The sequence below is a fragment of the Sorangium aterium genome, from assembly GCF_028368935.1.
Taxonomy (GTDB): Bacteria; Myxococcota_A; Polyangia; order Polyangiales; family Polyangiaceae; genus Sorangium; species Sorangium atrum.
Map to the genome: position 1 here is coordinate 564,679 of NZ_JAQNDK010000005.1, position 16,712 is coordinate 581,390.

A 16,712-nucleotide genomic window follows, 5' to 3' on the forward strand; every position below is an offset into this window, starting at 1 on the left:
ACCGGAACGCACCCCCAAAAACATGAGCCGCGCCGAGCGCAGGCCGGCACTGAAGGAACCGAGAGCGCGGCTCCTCATGAGCTGCAGCTGGGGCGGGTGGATCGAGAACCTGGTCCCGCCGGCTCGGGGTCGCCTGTGCACCCCGATCCGGCGCGATGCCCGCCGCCTGGCTCGCGCGATGTCGCTCGCTCCTCGCGAGGAGCGCCCATCGCACGACGCGCAACTTCAGGAGGGATCATGATGCTTGGCAGGATGGTGCTCGTGGGGTGTCTGTCGCTGGTGGGCTCCGCTCTCGTCGCCTGTGGGAACGGCGACGCGGATCGCTTCGGCGAGGGGAGAGGCAACGTGGTCGAGACGCCGCCCGCGTCCGACGGCGACGGCTGTACGCTCACCCAGGGCTACTGGAAGAACCACGAGGAGAGCTGGCCGACATCGACGCTCACCATCGGAGGAGAGGTGTACTCGCAGGCGGAGCTGATCGAGCTCTTCCAGACGCCGCCGCGGGGCGACACCAGCCTCATCCTGGGCCACCAGCTGATCGCCGCGCTGCTGAACGTGGGCAGCGGCGCCAGCGACGCGGCCCTGGGCGGGGCGCTCGCGGACGCCGAGGCGTGGATGGCCGACAACAAGGACGCCGATGGCCGGCTCCCGTACGGCATCAAGAAAGGCGGCGCGGCCGAGCGTGCCGTCGCGCTGTCCGATGCGCTTGCGGACTTCAACGAGGGCGGCATCGGCCCCGGCCATTGCGACGGCGGCCCCGGCAGCGGCTCCGACGACCCCGGGGACAGCAGCTCAGGCGATCCGGGCGGCAGCGACGACGGGCACGATTGCCCCGACGACGGGAGCACGGGCGAGAGCGATGGCGGCGGCGGCTCCGACCCCGGCGGCTCCGATCCCGGCGGCGGCTCCGATAGCGGCGGTTCCGACCCCGGCGGCGGCGAAGGCGGGTCGGCTCCGACGTGCTCGGATCCTTGCAGCGATGGGTGCGCCGACGGCTACATCTGTGTCGCCGGGTGCTGCGCGTTCATCGCCAACTGACCCGACGAAGGGCCCCTGCGCGTCGAACTCCCACGGATCGTTGCCGTGGGAGTCGACGGACGCGCGGTTGCCGTCGCCGCGCACCGGCCGGCATCAAGGACGGCGTCGCGCCGGTCCATTTTGATTGACGCCGACCATGTGAACGCTCACAGTCGACTCGTCGATCCTTCTTCCGCTTTGCCACGGAGAGGCGCGCCATGCGCACCGGGCCTTTCGTCCTTCTGCGCGGCCGCCCTGACGGACTGGCTGGTGCCTCCAGGTGAGGCGTATCATCGCCCGAGATCATCGCGGGATCGGCACGGGGCGAGCGCGGAAAGACGAATCGGGCGTTCAAGAGAGGGTCTAGACGATGCCGAGACCAGGTGCTTATTCCGCTTTCCCCGCAGTCGCCTTGCTGTTCCTCGCTTGCTCGTCCGAGACAGGCTCACCCGGTACGGGAGGTGGCGGAGCCGGTCAGGCCACGGGCGGCGAAGGCGGAGCCCACACGTCTGCGAGCGCCGGGGAGACCACCTCGACAGGGGGAACGAGCGATGACGCCAGCGCCTCCAGCGGTGGCACGACCAGCGGCGGCACGACAGGTGGGTCGACCGGGGGCGGACCGCAGGCCGGGGCCGGCGGCACGGGGACCGGCGGCACGGAACCGCCGGCGGGCAACCCGAGCCCAGGCTGCGGCAAGTCGGGGCGGCCCGCGAGCGGAACGGTGAAGGTCGACAACGATCACATCTACACGTTCCCGGACAGCTACGATGGCAACACCCCTCTCCCCCTCCTGGTGGGGTTCCACGCCTGCGGCAACCCGATCGACCAGTTCATCAACCTCACGCGGGGGTCGGCTTTCGAGACGGAGTACGTGCGCGCCGTGGGGAGGTCGTCGGACGGAGGTGGATGCTGGAACTACAACAGCGACATCGCCAAGGTCCTGCGAATCTACGACGACCTGATGGACAACTACTGCATCGACATGGACCGCGTGTTCGCCACCGGCCACAGCTCCGGCGCACAGATGATCGTGCAGATCTTGGCGCACAAGTCCGATGCCGAGCACATGAACTTCAGGGCGGTCGCGCCCGTCGCGGCCTCCGATTACGGCGCGCTGCAGGTGTCCATGCCCGTGATGTACATCCAGGGCAAGAACGACACCGTCCGCGGGGGAGACGGGGCGAGCACGGTCGCGAGGTTCCGCTCCGCCAACATGTGCGAGATGAGCTCGACGCCGTATTCCGAGGTGATGGGCTGCCAGAGCAGCGGCAAGACGGTGAACCCCGGCTGCGTGTCCTACAGCGGCTGTTCGGAGCCGACGATCTGGTGCTCACACGACGACCCCTCGTACAGCAACACGAGCCACGGCGTGCCGTGTTTTGCCATCAAGGCGATGTACGACTTCTTCACGGGCATGCCGTAAGGACGCCCCAAGCCGCGATCGCGAGCGCCGCCTGCGGGCCGTCGCCCTGAGCTCACGGGTTCGGGGCAAACGCGACGCGGACCATCACCGTGGCGGTGACACGGAGCTTGCCGGGCTCGACGGCGAAGGCGCCCGCGCCTCCCATTTCAGCCTTCATCTGCTGCGCATAGGCGAAACGCTCCGGTTGACCGACCGAGATCGACCGCAGCTCGACGATCCTGATGTTCGCCGCCTTGGCCACCGCCTTGGCGTTCGCCTGCGCGTCCTGCACGGCAGCCGCGAGGGCCGCCCGGCGCGCCTCGGTGGGGTCGCTCAGGAAGAAATCGAGCCCGCCGACGTCGTTGGCGCCCGAGGTCAGCGCGGCCTGGAGGATCTTCGAGCCTGCGGCCTGCAGCTCGGCCGGCGACGCGCCCCGCAGCGCGACGGAGAGCTGGTTGGAAGCCGAATAACCGATGATCCTGGGCTCGGTTACTTCCACGGGCGCCAGGCTCGACTCGTGGATCGGCGAGAGCGAGATATCGACCGTGCGGATCTCCAGCCCTGGGATGGCGAGGCCGCGCAGGGCGGCGAGCACGGCCTGCGACCTGGTCGCGGCCTTGTCGCGCGCGGCCTCGAGCGTCTTTTCGCGGGCCTCGACGCCGATGCTCGTGCGCAACGAGTCCGCAGGCCTCGTGACCTCGCCGTTGCCGCCGATCGTGATGATCCGTTTCTCGGCGTTCTCCGTCGTGGCCTCGGGTTCCTCGGCTGCGAGGCTATCCGCTGCGGGGCGCTTGGCGGCGGGGCGCCCGGCGAGCGCGGTCGATGAAACGCATGTCATGAGCCCGAGCGCGAGCCCTGCGGTGAGGCTTTGCGTGAGGGTCGGCATAATAGGACGCATCGCGATTCTCCTCCTTCGAGCGGATCGGCTGCGCCCGGCAGCCGAGTTTGCTGTCAGCGTGCCGAATCTAGGGCCGAGGAGGCTCGACCGCGAGGGGCGGACTCAAGGGGCCTTCGCGTCTGTAAAGTACGGCGTCTGCCCGAGAGGCGCCCGCGCCGGTCAGGGCAAGGCGGTGGTGACCACCTCCTTGGTGGTCGCGGTGCTCTGGCCGGGGCGGTCGATACAGGACGGGTAGTACTGGCCGGCCCCGTTGAGAGTCTGGCAGACCCGGCTGCACGCTCCGACGATGCGGATCACCCCGCACTCCACGATCTGGCTCCCGGAGATCAGGTGGCCTGCGGCGCAGTCGCGCTGGTAGGCGCGCGAGTTGTCGACCGTCGCGCTGTTGTAGCAGGCGTTGATGTAGGGCTGCGCCGCGAACAGGTTGCCCCAGAAGGCCCCCTCGACGTCCGGATAATCGACGAGCTCCTGGCTGGAGGAGAGCGTCTTCAGCGGATCCCGCAGCGAGCGTGCGGAGAGGAGCACCGGTACTTGATAGTAGTTCACGCGCGCCGCCACGCAGCTGGAGACCATGCGCTGCCCGAGCTCGTCGAGCGGCCCGCTCGCCCAGGTCGGTGCGGTGCCGAGCAGCCCGGGGTAGCGCTCGTTGTGGATTTTGCCTTTGGAGTCCGTCCACGAGAAGGCGAAGGACTCCGTGCTCGTCAGGGCGCAGCTCGTCGCATAACGCACGAACTCGCGCGCCAGCGCGCCGCCCGGGCCGGGATCCCGGAGCGCGGCGAGGTTTTGCGCGCTGAGACCGTTGAGGTTCAAGGCGTTGAGGTTCAAGGCGTTGAGGTTCAAGGCGTTGAGGTTCAGGGCGTTGGCGCTGAGCGCGTTGCCGCTCAGGAGGGCCCCCTGGGATTCCCCCACTGGCTCATCCCACGCACCGATGTCCACCACCTCGGCGGCGCAGCCCGACAGCACCCCAGCCCAGCCAAGCACGATGAATGTCTGCCTGAGAGACATGGGTTCCCCCCCATTTCTGGCGTATGACCCGGCGGCTCCCTGCGCGCGGCGCCCGAGCGCGGGCTCACCAACCATTGCCCATAGGTTTGCTATGGGCTCAATATTCTACCTTTCCCGCATTGTCGCGCCCGTGCAAGGTGATTCAGCGGCGGCGAGGGTGGGTGTCCGGGGCGTCCGGTTCTGTCAGCTCTGTCAGCTCTGTCAGCTCCGTCAGCTCCGCGTGCCAGCGACGGAGGCGATTGCCCATGACGGTCGGAATGGTGGAGGCGGCAGCGAGGGCGCGTTCGAGCCGAGACCGGGCATCGACGTGCCGGCCGCGGCGGAAGGCGGCGAGGGCCCGCGCCTCGAGCACCTCGATCCGCTCCTGCCCTACAGAGCAGCGCGCGGAGCGCTCCTCGAGCGCGGCCCACGCGGCGTGGTCGTCGTCGCGGGTCGCGAGCTCGATCATCGAGCAGAGCACGTCTTCCGAAGGCTTCAGCGCCTCGCCGCCGGCTTCCTCCTGCGCCGCTCGGAGCCGCAGGGCGATCCCGCGAGCGCCCGCCTCGTCGCCCTGGTAGAGCCGCAGGCGCGCGGTCAGCAGCGCCACGGCGACCGGCGCGTGGCGCTCGCCGCAGCGCGGCGCTATCGCCTGGACGGCATGCGCATGCGGCGCCGCAGCCTCGAGATCATCCATCAGATACAGGTACTCGGCGAGGTTGAAGTGGCCGATGAGCTCGAGCGCTGGCTGGCCGAGGTCGTGCCCGAGCGCGATGGTGCGCTCGCAATCGGCGATCATCCCGGCGCGGTCGCCCTGGAGGGCGCGCACGAGCCCGCGGTTGTTCAGCGCTGCGCCGAGGTGCATGAGATCGCTGCGCTCCTCGCAGCTGAGGATCACCGCGTCGAGGCCCCGCGCCGCCTCGTCGACCCGGCCGAGGCTGGCCAGGATGAAGCCGAGCATCAGCCGGGCGATGATGTGCGTCTCGTGGCCCTCGTCCCCGAGCCGCGCAGCTTGCGCCGCGGCGCGCGACAGCACCGCGGCGGCGTCGTCCTCGCGGTCGGCGCGGTGGAGCGAGCGGCCCACGCCGAGGAGCAGGCGCGCGCCGAGCAGGGGTGAGGCCACCCAGTCGGCGAGGCGCTCGGCGGCCTCGACCCGCCAGCTTGCCTCCCGGTACTCGCCCATCCAGTCGAGGATCATGGCCTCATCGAGGAGGAGCTCGATCTCCGCCCCCGGCTCCGACACCGCGGCCGCGTCGTCGCGCGCCGCGGCGAGATCGGCGAGGGCCTCCGTGTGGCGCCCGAGCCGGAAGCGAGCGAGGCCCCGCGCGTGGCGCGCCGCAGGGAGCAGCGCGCCGAGCAGCGCCTCGGCGCGCCCGTAGCAGCCCTCGGCGTCGAGGTACGCCCGGCGCGCGGCCGCGAGCTCGGCGCCTCGGACGAGCAGCGACGCCGCCCGGGCGGTCAGGCCGCCGCGCTCGCAGTGCGCCGCGAGCACCAGCGGATCGGCCTCGCCCGCGGCCTCGAGCCACTCGGCGGCGAGGCGGTGGCCGAGCGCTCGATCCTCCTCGGTGAGCTGCGCATAAGCGCCCTCGCGCAGGAGCGCCTGGCGGAAGGCATACTCCTCCTCGCCCGGGAAGCGGCCCTCGCGGCGGCGGACGCAGAGCTCCCCGGTGACGAGCGCCGCGAGGTGATCCGCGAGCGAAGCGGCGTCGCCGCCGAGCAGGTGCGCGACGGCGCCTCGCCAGAACACCTCGCCGAGCACGCTGGCGGCGCGCAGGATCCGGCGCGCGGGGGGCGGGAGCGCCTCCAGCCGGACCTGCACCATCGCCACGACGGTGTCGGGCAGCGCGTCGCCCCGGCCCTCCGCCGTCGCGCGGATCAGCTCCTCGAGGAAGAAGGGCTGCCCCTCGGACTGCGTGACCAGGCGATCGACGAGCGCCCCGTCGGCCGCGTCGCCCAGCGCCTCCCGCGTGAGCTGCGCGCACGCCCTCGGCGAGAGCTGCCTGAGGCAGAGCTCCTGCCGCCCGCGCTCGGCCCAGAGATCGGGGTAGGCCTGCTTGATCTCGGGGCGCGCCGTGGCGAGCACGACGAGCGGCTGATCCGAGAGCTCGCGCAGCGCCGTGTCGATGGCCGCGACCGAGGCGCGATCGGCCCAGTGCACGTCCTCCAGCGCGAGCACCACCGGCTGGGCCGCGCACTCGGCGCGCAGAAAATCGCGCAGCGCGCGCTGCATCTGCTCGCCGAGCAGCTCGGGATCCTGCCGGGCGGCGCGGAGCGGGAGGCTGTCCGCGTCGGGGAAGCGGACCCCGGCGAGCTCGCCGAGGAACTCCTCGATCCGGCGCCGCTCCGCCTCGGGCACGCGGCGGGCGACGCGGGCCCGGAGGAGCGCGCGCCGCTCCTCGATGGGCTCGCCGCCCTTGATCCCCGCCGCGCCCCGGATCACCTCCGCGAGCAGGCCGCCGATGGAGCCCGCGCGCAGCGGATCCCCGAGCCCCGCCCAGATCTCCGCGGGCGCGCCGGCGCGCCGGAGCGCCGCGAGGTGCTCCTGGAGCAGGCGGGACTTGCCCATGCCCGCGGCGCCGATGACGAGCACCGCCCGGGCGGCGGGCTCGCCGGCGCAGGCGGCGAACGTCTGCTCCAGCAGGCGGAGCTCGTGATCGCGGCCGACGCAGGGCGTGGGCCTGCCGAGGAGCGGGCGCAACGGCTCGGCGGCGTTGCGCTCGCCGCGAAGCTCGACGGCGCCGGACGTGGTGATCGCGGCCTCGAAGCGGGTCTCGAGCAGCCCGGCGGTCGTCTTGTCGAGGAGGATCTGCGGCGCGCCCGCGCCGCCCGCGCTCCGGAGCAGCCCCGCCGCGCGCTGGATGGCGTCGCCGACCGGCAGGCCGCGCCCGAGCTCGCCCCAGCCGACCGTGATCGCGATCGGGCGCTCGGGGACGCGCTCCCGCAGCGCCAGCGCGCAGCGCGCGAGCTGCGCGGCGACGTCGGTGGGCACGTGCGGGCGGCCGACGATGAGCACCGCCGTACCGTCGGCGAGCAGCTCCAGGCGCCCCTCGAAGCGGGCGGCGACCTCCCGGAGCGCGCCGGCGTCCGCGTCCACGTCGCAGACCGAGAGGGTGGCGTCCAGCGCGGACGCTGGCGCGCGGCCGATCACCGCGACGCCGTGGAAGCGGCGCTCGCTGCTCGTGAGGGCGGAGCTCGCCGGCGCCGGGAGCGACCCGGCCTGGACCTCCTGCGCCGCGAGCGCGGCGTGGGCCGCGGCCCCGTCGCGCGGGCGCCGCGCCGGATCCTTCTCGAGCATCTGCGAGAGCAGCGCGTCGAGCCACGGGGGCGCGCCGGGGCAGCGGTCCGACAAGCGCGGCGGTTCGTCGAAGATGATCCTGGCGAGGAGGGCGACGAGGTGATCTGCCTGGAACGGCGGCGCGCCGGTGACGCACTGGAAGAGCACGCAGCCGAGCGAGAAGATGTCCGCTGGGGCGCCGACCTCATCGCCGCTGCGCGCCTGCTCCGGGGCCATGTAGTCGGGCGTGCCGACCAGCACCCCGGCGCCGGTGATCGGCGCCATGTCCGGGAAACGGGCGACCCCGAAATCGAGGAGCTTGGGCTCCTCGATCCGGCCGCCGACGAGGAAGATGTTCGCCGGCTTGAGATCGCGGTGGACGATCCCGAGCGCGTGGGCGGCGCCCAGGGCCGCGGAGACGCGCGCCCCGAGCTCCACGGCCTCGGCGACCGTGAGCCGCCGACGCGAGAGGAGCCGGGAGAGGTCCTCTCCCTCCAGCCACTCCATGACCAGAAAGGGCGTGCTCTCGCGCGCGGCGCTGTAGGCGACGTACCGGACGATCCCGGGGTGTGTGAGACGGGCAAGGAGCTCCGCCTCCCGCGCGAAGCGCGCGAGGTGGTGCGGCGACGGATCGTGCAGCACCTTGGCGGCGACCCGCCTTCCGGTGGTGACGTCAAAGGCGCGGTAGACCGCGCCCATCCCCCCGGTCTCCGCGAGCGCTTCGACCCGGAAGCGCCCCCCCAAGAGCTCCCCCGTGCGCACCGCTCAAGGATAGACGGAGAATGCCGTTCGTCCAGCGATCCCCTGGATTCAGGCTGCGGATCCTGCGCGCGCGGCGCCCCGGACGCATCGATGGTTTGCCCCGATTCCGACCCGGGCCGATGCCGGCCCGGGCTCGCCGGGGAGGCGCCGATCGAGAGATCGGCGCTTCTGCCTGGACGTCCCTTACCGAGAGCTCGAGGAGGGGCGCGGCGTCACTTCTCGAGCGTGATCAGACCCAGCTTGTACGGCAATCTTTCGTAAGCCCCTCCGGCGTTCGGATCCCTGCCCTGGTAGAGGAACTGCATGTTGCACGCGTTGATGGTCATTCGCTCGTCGCTCCCGGAGCGGATCATCTCACCATGGCTGATGTCGTCGCTCCAGTCCCCGCCTTCGAACGTCACGTTGGCAGGGCCGGCGAAGGGCTTCTGCTTGGTGTCCGCCAGGGGAGCCCAGGGGCCGTCGAGGCTCTCGGAGGTCCACGACCTGAAGAAGCGAGGGCTGTTGTCGAACGCCTCCACCATGAGCAGGTACTTGTTCGTGCCATCCACCTTGTAGACGTTGCTGGCCTCGAACAGGAGCCCCTGGCTGGGAGCCGTCATGACGGTCTCGTACCCATCGAAGGCCGGGAACTTGTCGATGCTGACCTTGGAGCGGTAGAGCTTCCCGTCGTCCCGCGAGAAGAACAGATGGCAGTTCTTGTCGTCGCAGATGTTCCAGAAGTCCAGCGCGCCAAGGGTGTTCCCCATCTGGCCTGGCTCGCCCTTGAGCAGCGCCTGGGGCCGGCTCCAGCCGTTGGGGTTGTTGATGTCGTCGTTGGTCGAGTACCGGCCGTTCCACTGGAAGATGAGGTACCACTTGTTGTGCGGCCGGAAGAAGAAGACCTGGGGCGCGACCGTGCCGCCGGTGGGCCAGTTCGCCATGTGCTGCTGCTGCGCGGAGTTCGCCTGAGCGAAGTCGGTGAAGTTCGAATACATGGAGCTCCACCCCCCGTTGCCCGTGGTGTCGTACACGGTGGCAAATACGTGGTACTTGCCGTCGTGGAACACGATCGTCGGGTCCTTGACGGATGCCCAGGTGCGGCCGGCAGGCGGCTTGGGGCTGATCACCGGAGGCCCCGACTTCCACTTGAACGTGGTGGGCAGGTCGCAGGTCACGGGCGGCGAGCCGCCCGCGCCCGCGCCGCCGCCGCCGTCCCCCGGAGCGCCGCCGCTCCCCCCGGTCCCACCCGTCGGGTCGCCGCCCGTGCCCGGGTCGCTTCCGCTGCTCGTGCTCGTGCTCGTGCTCGTGCCGGGGCCTGATCCACCCGTGCCGCTTGTGCTCGTGCTCGCGCCCGCGCCTGTCGTGCTGCTGGCGCTCGTCGTCGGGTTCTCCGAGCCACCCGTACCACCACCGGTGGGCTGCTCGTCCCCCGTGTCGCTGGCGCAACCGGCGAGCGCGGCGAGCACACAGCCGAGGGCAGACAAACGAAGGAGGGAACGGGACGGAGTCAAAGATTGGCGAGGCAAATCGAAGGGAGTGATCATGCTGGTCTCCAGAGGGATGCCCGATCGGGCAGCGAGCTCCTCAGAGCCCGACTGTCAAGGTTGACGCGCACGAGGACGAGGACGAAGGGCCCGGTGCCGCATGGCGGCCTACCCAGGGCAAAGCGGAGGGATCTCCGAGCCAAATTGTGAGCGCTCACATCTACGGCGTCAATTGAAAACCGGCGCGCGGGACTCGCCGGCCACGATGCCGATCGCCGGAAATTCCTCAGAACGCGCTCCCGGCGTCGCTCTACCAGGCATCGACGATCAGGGCGATTGGCTCGCCCGGTCCGTGCACGCCCTGAATCAGGATGCCCTCCACGTCGGCCGTCTTGGATGGCCCCGTGCACCAGACCACGTAGGGGTCGCCGCCGAGCGCGGAGATTGCGGCGCCGAGCGGAAACCCCCCATCGGAGGAGCACCCGCGCCCGGGCCGAACGCCGCCTTCGCTCGATCGCGGAGGCGCACGAGCAGCTCCTCGATGGGGATGTCGACCGGGCAGACCTCGTGACAGGCACCGCACAGGCTCGAGGCGCGCGGCAAGTCGGCGTAGCTCGGGAACTCGCTGCCCGCGAGCAGCGGCGACAGGACGGCTCCGACGGGTCCCGGATACACGCGCGGTAAGCGTGCCCGCTCGCCTGCCGGTAGACGGGGCAGACGTTCAGGCGCGCGCCGCAGCGGACGCAGCGCAAGATCTCGCGACAGTCGCTCGCCAGCACGCTCGTCCGGCCATTCCACGGTCACGCCCGCGTGCTCGAGCACCTCCACGGTCGCGGCTGCGATGTCGTCGAAGAACGCATCGCACAGGCACGTCGCCATGAGCAGCACCGTTCTCGGGGCGTCCGGCCGCGGACGCGACGGGCGGCCCGGCGTCGAGCGCGGCGTGGCCGCCGTCATTCACGCTTCCCCTTCGGAGACGACGTGGTTTTCGAGCACGCCGATCTTCTCGATCTCGATCTCGACCCGATCTCCCGGGCGCAGCCAGCGCGGCGGTGTTCGGGCCATGCCGACACCATGCGGCGTCCCCGTGAGGATCACGGTGCCCGGCAGCAGCGTCGTGCTGCCGCTCAAGAACTCGATGAGCTCGGGCACGCCGAAGATCATGTCGCCGGTCGTCCAGTCTTGCACGCGCTCGCCGTTCAGGAGGGTGGCGATGCGGAGCGCTCCTGGATCTCCGACCTCGTCCGCGGTGACGAGGCGGGGGCCGAGCGGGGCGAACGTGTCGAACGTCTTGCCGCGACACCACTGCCCGCCGCCGCGCCGGAGCTGCCAGTCGCGAGCCGACACGTCGTTCGCGCACGTGTAACCGAGCACGTGCTCGAGCGCGCGCGCGCGGCTCACGTTCTTGCACGCTTTGCCGATGACCACGGCGAGCTCGCACTCGTAATCGACCTCCTCGCTCGCCAGCTGACGCGGAATCACGATCGGCGCGCCAGGATCCTGGACGGCGTTCAGTCCCTTCATGAAGACGATCGGGTGCTCGGGGAGCTTGGCCTTGGTCTCTTCGGCGTGCCGGCGGTAGTTCAGGCCGATGCCGAGGATCTGCGTGGGAGCGATCGGGGCGAGCCTGCGCGCGACCTCCGCACGTTCTTGTGTGACCGTGTAGTGCTCGAAGAGGTCGCCTTCGATGCGCAGGGCCGTACCATCGCCCTGCTCGCTCGCGTAGCGGGCGCGTCCGTTCGTGTCCAGGTAGCGGATGATTTTCATGAGCGCTCCGAGAGGTCCTGCCAGACCTGCCCGCCGGGGAACGTGTGCGCCGCGAGCGAGTCGGCCTTCATGGTGATCGATGTGCCTGGCGCCGTGGGGGCGAGGTAGCGCCCGCCGCGCACCACACAGGGGTCGACGAAGTGCTCGTGCAGGTGATCGACGAACTCGATGCACCGGCGTTCGAGCGACGCGCTCACGGCGATGTAGTCGAACAGCGACGCGTGCGGGACGTACTCGCACAAGCCGACGCCGCCCGCGTGCGGACAGACCGGCACGCCGAAGTGCGCGGCGAGCAACAGCACCGCCACGACCTCGTTCACTCCGGCGAGCCGGCAAAAATCGATCTGGCAGAACGAGATCGCGCCCGCCTGCATGAACTGCTTGAACATCACGCTGTTCGCGCAGTGTTCGCCGCTCGCGACGCCGATGCCGAGCGGCTCGAGCGCTCGAGCGATCGCGGCATGCCCGAGCACGTCGTCCGGGCTCGTCGGCTCCTCGATCCACCACGGCCGGGTCGGGGCGAGCCGCCGCACCCACTCGATGGCTTGCTCGACGCCCCAGCGCTGGTTGGCGTCGATCATCAGCGTGTGCTCCGGCCCGATCATGTCGCGCACGAGCGCCGTACGCCGCAGGTCGTCCCCGAGATCCAGGCCGACCTTGAGCTTGAAGCGCGAAAACCCCTGCTCGATACCTTCGCGGCACGCGCGCCGGATCTTCTCGTCCGGATAGCCGAGCCAGCCCACGGAGGTCGTGTAGGCGGGATACCCTTCGTCCAGCATCGCGGCCGCGCGTGCGTCGCGGGTCGGGACGAGCCGATCCAGAGAGCGGCGTGCCTCTTCGGGCGTGAGCGCGTCGCTCAGATAGCGCCAATCGACGAGCTCGACGATCTGTTCGGGGCTCAGCTCCGAGAGCAGCTTCCACAGCGGCTTCTGCTCGAGCTTGGCCCACAGATCCCAGAGCGCGTTGACGACCGCGGCGGTCGCCAGGTGCATCACGCCTTTGTCCGGACCGAGCCAGCGGATCTGGCTGTCGCCCGTGAGCAGCTTCCAGAATTCACCCGGTGAGCTCGTGAACGCGGCGATCGGTTTGCCCACGACGAGGTGGCGAAGCGCGTGAATGCCCGCGACCACCACCTCGGTGCCCCGGCCGATGGTGAACGCCAGGCCGTGGCCCGTGACACCGTCGCGACGATCGGTCTCGATCACGACGTACGCGGCGGAATAATCCGGATCGCGGTTGGTCGCGTCCGAGCCGTCGAGCGTAAGCGACGTCGGGAAGCGCACGTCCGACACGCGGACATCCGTGATGATACCCGTCCAAACCATGGTCCGTCACGCCTCCGTCATTTGCCTGCGGTCCAGCCGCCGTCGATCGACAGGCAGCTGCCGGTCACCATCTCCGAGGCGTCGCTCGCCAGGTAGAGCGCGGCAGCGGCGACCTCGTCGGGCCGCACCATGCGGCCGGTCAGCTGCGTGGCAGCCATCTCCCGGTACGCGCGCTCGGGATCGGGATACGCCGCGATGCGCTGCATCACGAACGGCGTCTCGACGCGGCCGGGGCAGATGCAGTTGAAACGCACGCCGGTCCCGGAGTGGTCGAGCGCGAGCGCCTTGGTGAGCCCGACGACGGCGAACTTGGTCGTCGTGTAGGCGAGCCGCTCGCGCACCGCCACGAGCCCGGCCACCGACGCCATGGTGATCACGCTGCCGCGGCCGCGCTCGAGCATCGCCGGTGCCCACGTCTTGGTGCCGTTGAATACTCCGCGCACGTTGACCGCGTACAGGCGATCGAGATCGGCCGCGGCCGTGCCGAGCAAATTCCCGACGTGCCCGGTCCCCGCGTTGTTCACCAGCACGTCGACCGGTCCGGTCCGCTCTCCGAGCGCGGCCATTTCCGACTCGGCGGCGACGTCGGCCCGGGCCGCCTCCGCACGCCCGCCGCGCTCGCGGATCGCGCGCACGGCCGTCTCCGCCCCTGTCTCGTCGTGATCGACCACCCAGACGAGAGCCCCTTGCGCCGCGAACAGCTCGGCGATCGCGCGGCCGATGCCCGACCCGGCGCCGGTCACGAGCGCAGTCTTTGCGTCGAGACGAAAGGGGGTCATGGGAGGGTGGAATCCAGGTTGCGTCCGCCTGGCGGCCCGAGCGGCCGCCAGGCTTACCGGGGTGGTAAAACCACAACTGGAGGGGAGCGGAGCTACTTCTGGAGCGTCAACATCCCGAGCCTGTAGGGCAATTTGCCGTAATCACCCCCGACTTTCGGATCTCTGCCCTGGTAGAGGAACCGCAGGTCGCACGGGTCGATGGTCATCTTCTCGTCGTGCCCGGAGCGGATCAGCTCGCCGTGGCTGATGTCGTCGCTCCAGTCCTGGCCTTCGTAGGTCACGTTGGCAGGGCCGGCGAAAGGGTTCTGCTTGGTGTCCGCCAGGGGAGCCCAGGGGCCGTCGAGGCTCTCGGACGTCCACGACCTGAAGAAGCGAGGGCTGTTGTCGTACGCCTCCACCATGAGCAGGTACTTGTTCGACCCATCCACCTTGTAGACGTTGCTGGCTTCGAACAGGAGACTCGCGCTGGGGGCCGACATGACGGTCTCGTAACCGTCGTAATTCGGGAACTTGTCGATGCTGACCTTGGAGCGGTAGAGCTTTCCGTCGTCCCGCGAGAAGAAGAGGTAGCAGTTTTTGTCGTCGCAGATGTTCCAGAAGTCCAGCGCGCCGTTCGGCTCGCCTCGGAGCAGCCCTTGGGGCCGACTCCAGCCGTTCATGTTGTTGATGTCATCGTTGGTCGAGTACCGGCCGTTCCACTGGTAGATGAGGTACCACTTTTTGTGCGGCTGGAAATAGAAGACCTGGGGCGCGACAGTGCTGCCGGTGGGCCAGCTCGCCATGTAGTGCTGCTCAGCGGCGTTCGCCTGAGGGATGTCCGTGAAATTCGAGTACATGGACTGCCATCCGCCGTTGCCCGACGTGGTGTCGAACACGGTGGCAAACACGTGGTACTTGTTCTCGAAGAACACGATCGTCGGGTCCTTGACGGATGCCCAGCTGCGGCCGGCAGGCGGCTTGGGGCTGATCACCGGAGGCCCCGACTTCCACTTGAACGTGGTGGGCAAGTCGCAGGTCGGCGGGGAGCCGCCTGCGCCTCCACCACCGTCCCCTGGATCGCCGCCGCTCCCCGAGGCCGACGTGCTCCCGCCGGTACCCGTCGTACCGCTTCCCCCGCTCCCGACGGAGCTCGACGTAGCAGTGCTCCCGCCGGTGCCCGTCGTACTGCTGGCGCCCGTCGTACTGCTGGCGCCCGTCACCGGATTCTCCGAGCCACCCGTCCCATCAGGGGAGGGCTGGTCGTCGGTCGTGCCGCCGCTGCAGCCGGCGAGCGCCGCGAGCACACAGCCGAGAGCAGAGAGACGAAGGAGGGAACGGCACGGAGCCAGAGCGTGGCAGGGCAAATCGAGGTGAGTGATCATGCTAGTCTCCAGAGGGATGCCCAATCGGGCCATCGAGCTCCTCAGAGCCCGACCGCCAGGGTGAACGCGCATGAGGACGAGAAGCCGGGGCGCATGACGGCCTACCCAGGGCAAAGCAGAAGGATACCCGGAGACCAAATTGTGAACGTTCACATTGTCGTCGTCAATCAAAAACCGGCGCGCGGTCCATCCTCGATCCCGATGGGGGCGCAGCGGCGGCCGGCGGCGGTGTCACAGGGACGCAGACTGGATTCTTCCCGTCACGCCGCCGCGCCGGCCATGCCGGGGAGCAGCGACGGCCAGCTGCGGGGCGGCTTGAACCGGTGGGTCGGCGCGGGCCCGTCGACGACGTGCTCGACCTCGTCGAGGCGACTGCCAGGGAGCAACACCCCGCCCAGCGACGCCCGCACGAGCGGTATCCGCGCCGGATCGAAGCCCATCACCTGCGAGGCGATCGCGTCGACGAGGCCCGGATCGAACCCGCCGATCAGGAGCCCTGCGCGCACGGGCGTCGCCCCGAGCGGCCCTTCGCCCTCGCCCGCGACGATGCCGTCCACGATCGTCAGGTACCGCCGCTGCGGCTCCCCGCGCAGCGCGCCGCCGCGGTCCGCGAAGAAGAGGATGCGGTTGAGATCCAGGATGGTCCGCCAGAGCGTGTCGTTCCCCTCCCAGCTGCCGTCGATGACCTTCGGCGGCGCCCCGAGCCGCGGCGCGCGCGCGACGAGCGAGTGATCGCCGGGGAGCGGGAGCCGGCTGAGCTTGTTCTCCACCGCCTCTCCGAGACCTTGAGGCCGATCGAACTCGTCGCCGCCGACCGATGGATCGCCCTCGGTGAAGTGCGGGAGCCAGTACTTCTCGTTCGTCAAGCCGATCACGCTCTTCAACGACAGCGTGATACCCGTCTTCTTGTGCGTCTTCAGCTTGGGGAGGTTGATGACGACATCCGCGTCGAGCAGCGTCTGGGGAATGCTGTATTCGTGCCGCTGCCCCGTGTGGTGCGGCACCGGCGTCGCGTAATGGCTGCGGTGGAAGCGGAGCGCAGCGCCGCGCGGGGCGCCCGCGCCGGCGAAGAAGCTGTTCGAGCCCAGATCGACGACCCGGTAGCCCCGCGGATCGCCGGGCAGGCGGCGGCGGAGGAGCAGGCCGAGGTTCCACGAGCGGCCGAAGCGGCGCACGTCGTCGAGCGCGAACACAGGCGCGATCCGGAAATACCGCAGGTCGATGAAATCGACGTCATGCCCCTGGGCCTTCAGGTGATCGATGACGTCGAAGATGCCGAGCGGGCCGGCGACCTTCTCGATCTCGCAGCCCTCGACAGGGGAGTCGACGACGCGCACCCTCCCGCGCGGGCCGGCGGCGCGGAGCGCGTAGTCGAGCACGGGCCGGAGCAGCGAGCCGTGGGTGCTGGAGGCGGCGAGCCGCTCGCCCGTGATCTTCTGGTGGAGGTTCTTCGAGGAGACGAGGTTCGGCTTGACGACGACGCGGTCCCCCGGCGCGATCAGGTCGCCGAGCGGGTTCCACGCGGGCGTGCCCGCGCGGGCCGCATCGAGGCCGAGCCGGCGGAAGAGCGCCTCGACGGCCTCGTAGACGGCGCCCGGCGGGCCGTAGGGCGCGCTGCCCCCGTAGCTCACGCCCGGCCGAGAGACCGTCACCACGCGGCGGCTCGTCGCTGTCATCGGGGCC

Annotated in this window: 12 protein-coding genes; 2 read left to right on the top strand and 10 right to left on the bottom strand. The window is 70.2% G+C overall.

Annotation, left to right across the window (positions count from 1 at the left end; translation table 11 throughout):
• Window positions 1-237: 237 nt before the first annotated feature.
• Entirely contained in the window at window positions 238-1,038 is an 801-nt protein-coding gene (locus tag POL72_RS40475; RefSeq protein ID WP_272102199.1) for a hypothetical protein, read from the top strand.
• Window positions 1,039-1,429: 391 nt separating this feature from the next.
• The gene (locus tag POL72_RS40480) at window positions 1,430-2,440 is read left to right on the top strand and encodes a CE1 family esterase (RefSeq protein WP_272102200.1); all 1,011 of its coding nucleotides are present in this window, start codon (window positions 1,430-1,432) and stop codon (window positions 2,438-2,440) included.
• Window positions 2,441-2,492: 52 nt separating this feature from the next.
• On the opposite strand, the gene POL72_RS40485 is transcribed toward POL72_RS40480, so the two are convergent.
• From POL72_RS40485 to POL72_RS40525, 10 genes are all read right to left on the bottom strand, one after another.
• Complete coding sequence (locus tag POL72_RS40485) at window positions 2,493-3,317, bottom strand: SIMPL domain-containing protein (RefSeq protein WP_272102201.1); 825 nt, start codon at window positions 3,315-3,317, stop codon at window positions 2,493-2,495.
• A gap of 159 nt (window positions 3,318-3,476) precedes the next feature.
• On the bottom strand, window positions 3,477-4,322 hold the full coding sequence (locus POL72_RS40490) for a hypothetical protein (protein ID WP_272102202.1): 846 nt from the start codon (window positions 4,320-4,322) through the stop codon (window positions 3,477-3,479).
• A gap of 142 nt (window positions 4,323-4,464) precedes the next feature.
• Window positions 4,465-8,334, bottom strand: coding sequence for a serine/threonine-protein kinase (locus POL72_RS40495; RefSeq protein WP_272102203.1), 3,870 nt, complete (start codon window positions 8,332-8,334; stop codon window positions 4,465-4,467).
• A gap of 212 nt (window positions 8,335-8,546) precedes the next feature.
• Window positions 8,547-9,797, bottom strand: coding sequence for a glycoside hydrolase family 62 protein (locus tag POL72_RS40500; RefSeq protein WP_272102204.1), 1,251 nt, complete (start codon window positions 9,795-9,797; stop codon window positions 8,547-8,549).
• 310 nt (window positions 9,798-10,107) lie between these two features.
• Window positions 10,108-10,380 (bottom strand): LUD domain-containing protein, encoded by a 273-nt coding sequence (locus POL72_RS52010; protein ID WP_373372294.1) that lies wholly within the window; start codon window positions 10,378-10,380, stop codon window positions 10,108-10,110.
• A 374-nt stretch (window positions 10,381-10,754) separates the two neighbouring features.
• Complete coding sequence (locus POL72_RS40505) at window positions 10,755-11,564, bottom strand: fumarylacetoacetate hydrolase family protein (protein WP_272102205.1); 810 nt, start codon at window positions 11,562-11,564, stop codon at window positions 10,755-10,757.
• A complete protein-coding gene (locus POL72_RS40510) occupies window positions 11,561-12,889 on the bottom strand; it encodes an enolase C-terminal domain-like protein (protein WP_272102206.1) in 1,329 nt (442 codons plus the stop codon). Before POL72_RS40510 ends, POL72_RS40505 begins: the two co-directional genes overlap by 4 nt.
• 17 nt (window positions 12,890-12,906) lie before the next feature.
• Entirely contained in the window at window positions 12,907-13,668 is a 762-nt protein-coding gene (locus tag POL72_RS40515) for an SDR family NAD(P)-dependent oxidoreductase (RefSeq protein WP_272102207.1), read from the bottom strand.
• 92 nt (window positions 13,669-13,760) lie between these two features.
• Window positions 13,761-15,029 (bottom strand): glycoside hydrolase family 62 protein, encoded by a 1,269-nt coding sequence (locus POL72_RS40520; protein ID WP_272102208.1) that lies wholly within the window; start codon window positions 15,027-15,029, stop codon window positions 13,761-13,763.
• A gap of 260 nt (window positions 15,030-15,289) precedes the next feature.
• Window positions 15,290-16,684: a DUF362 domain-containing protein gene (locus tag POL72_RS40525; protein ID WP_272102209.1), complete on the bottom strand. Its 1,395-nt coding sequence runs from the start codon at window positions 16,682-16,684 to the stop codon at window positions 15,290-15,292.
• Window positions 16,685-16,712 lie beyond the last annotated feature (28 nt).

Excerpts from the sequence above, each read along its gene's own strand:
- POL72_RS40515 (WP_272102207.1), bottom strand. The coding sequence starts at position 13,668 with ATGACCCCCTTTCGTCTCGACGCAAAGACTGCGCTCGTGACCGGCGCC.
- POL72_RS40520 (WP_272102208.1), bottom strand. The coding sequence starts at position 15,029 with ATGATCACTCACCTCGATTTGCCCTGCCACGCTCTGGCTCCGTGCCGT.
- POL72_RS40490 (WP_272102202.1), bottom strand. The coding sequence starts at position 4,322 with ATGTCTCTCAGGCAGACATTCATCGTGCTTGGCTGGGCTGGGGTGCTG.
- POL72_RS40505 (WP_272102205.1), bottom strand. The coding sequence starts at position 11,564 with ATGAAAATCATCCGCTACCTGGACACGAACGGACGCGCCCGCTACGCG.
- POL72_RS40475 (WP_272102199.1), top strand. The coding sequence starts at position 238 with ATGATGCTTGGCAGGATGGTGCTCGTGGGGTGTCTGTCGCTGGTGGGC.
- POL72_RS40485 (WP_272102201.1), bottom strand. The coding sequence starts at position 3,317 with ATGCGTCCTATTATGCCGACCCTCACGCAAAGCCTCACCGCAGGGCTC.
- POL72_RS40510 (WP_272102206.1), bottom strand. The coding sequence starts at position 12,889 with ATGGTTTGGACGGGTATCATCACGGATGTCCGCGTGTCGGACGTGCGC.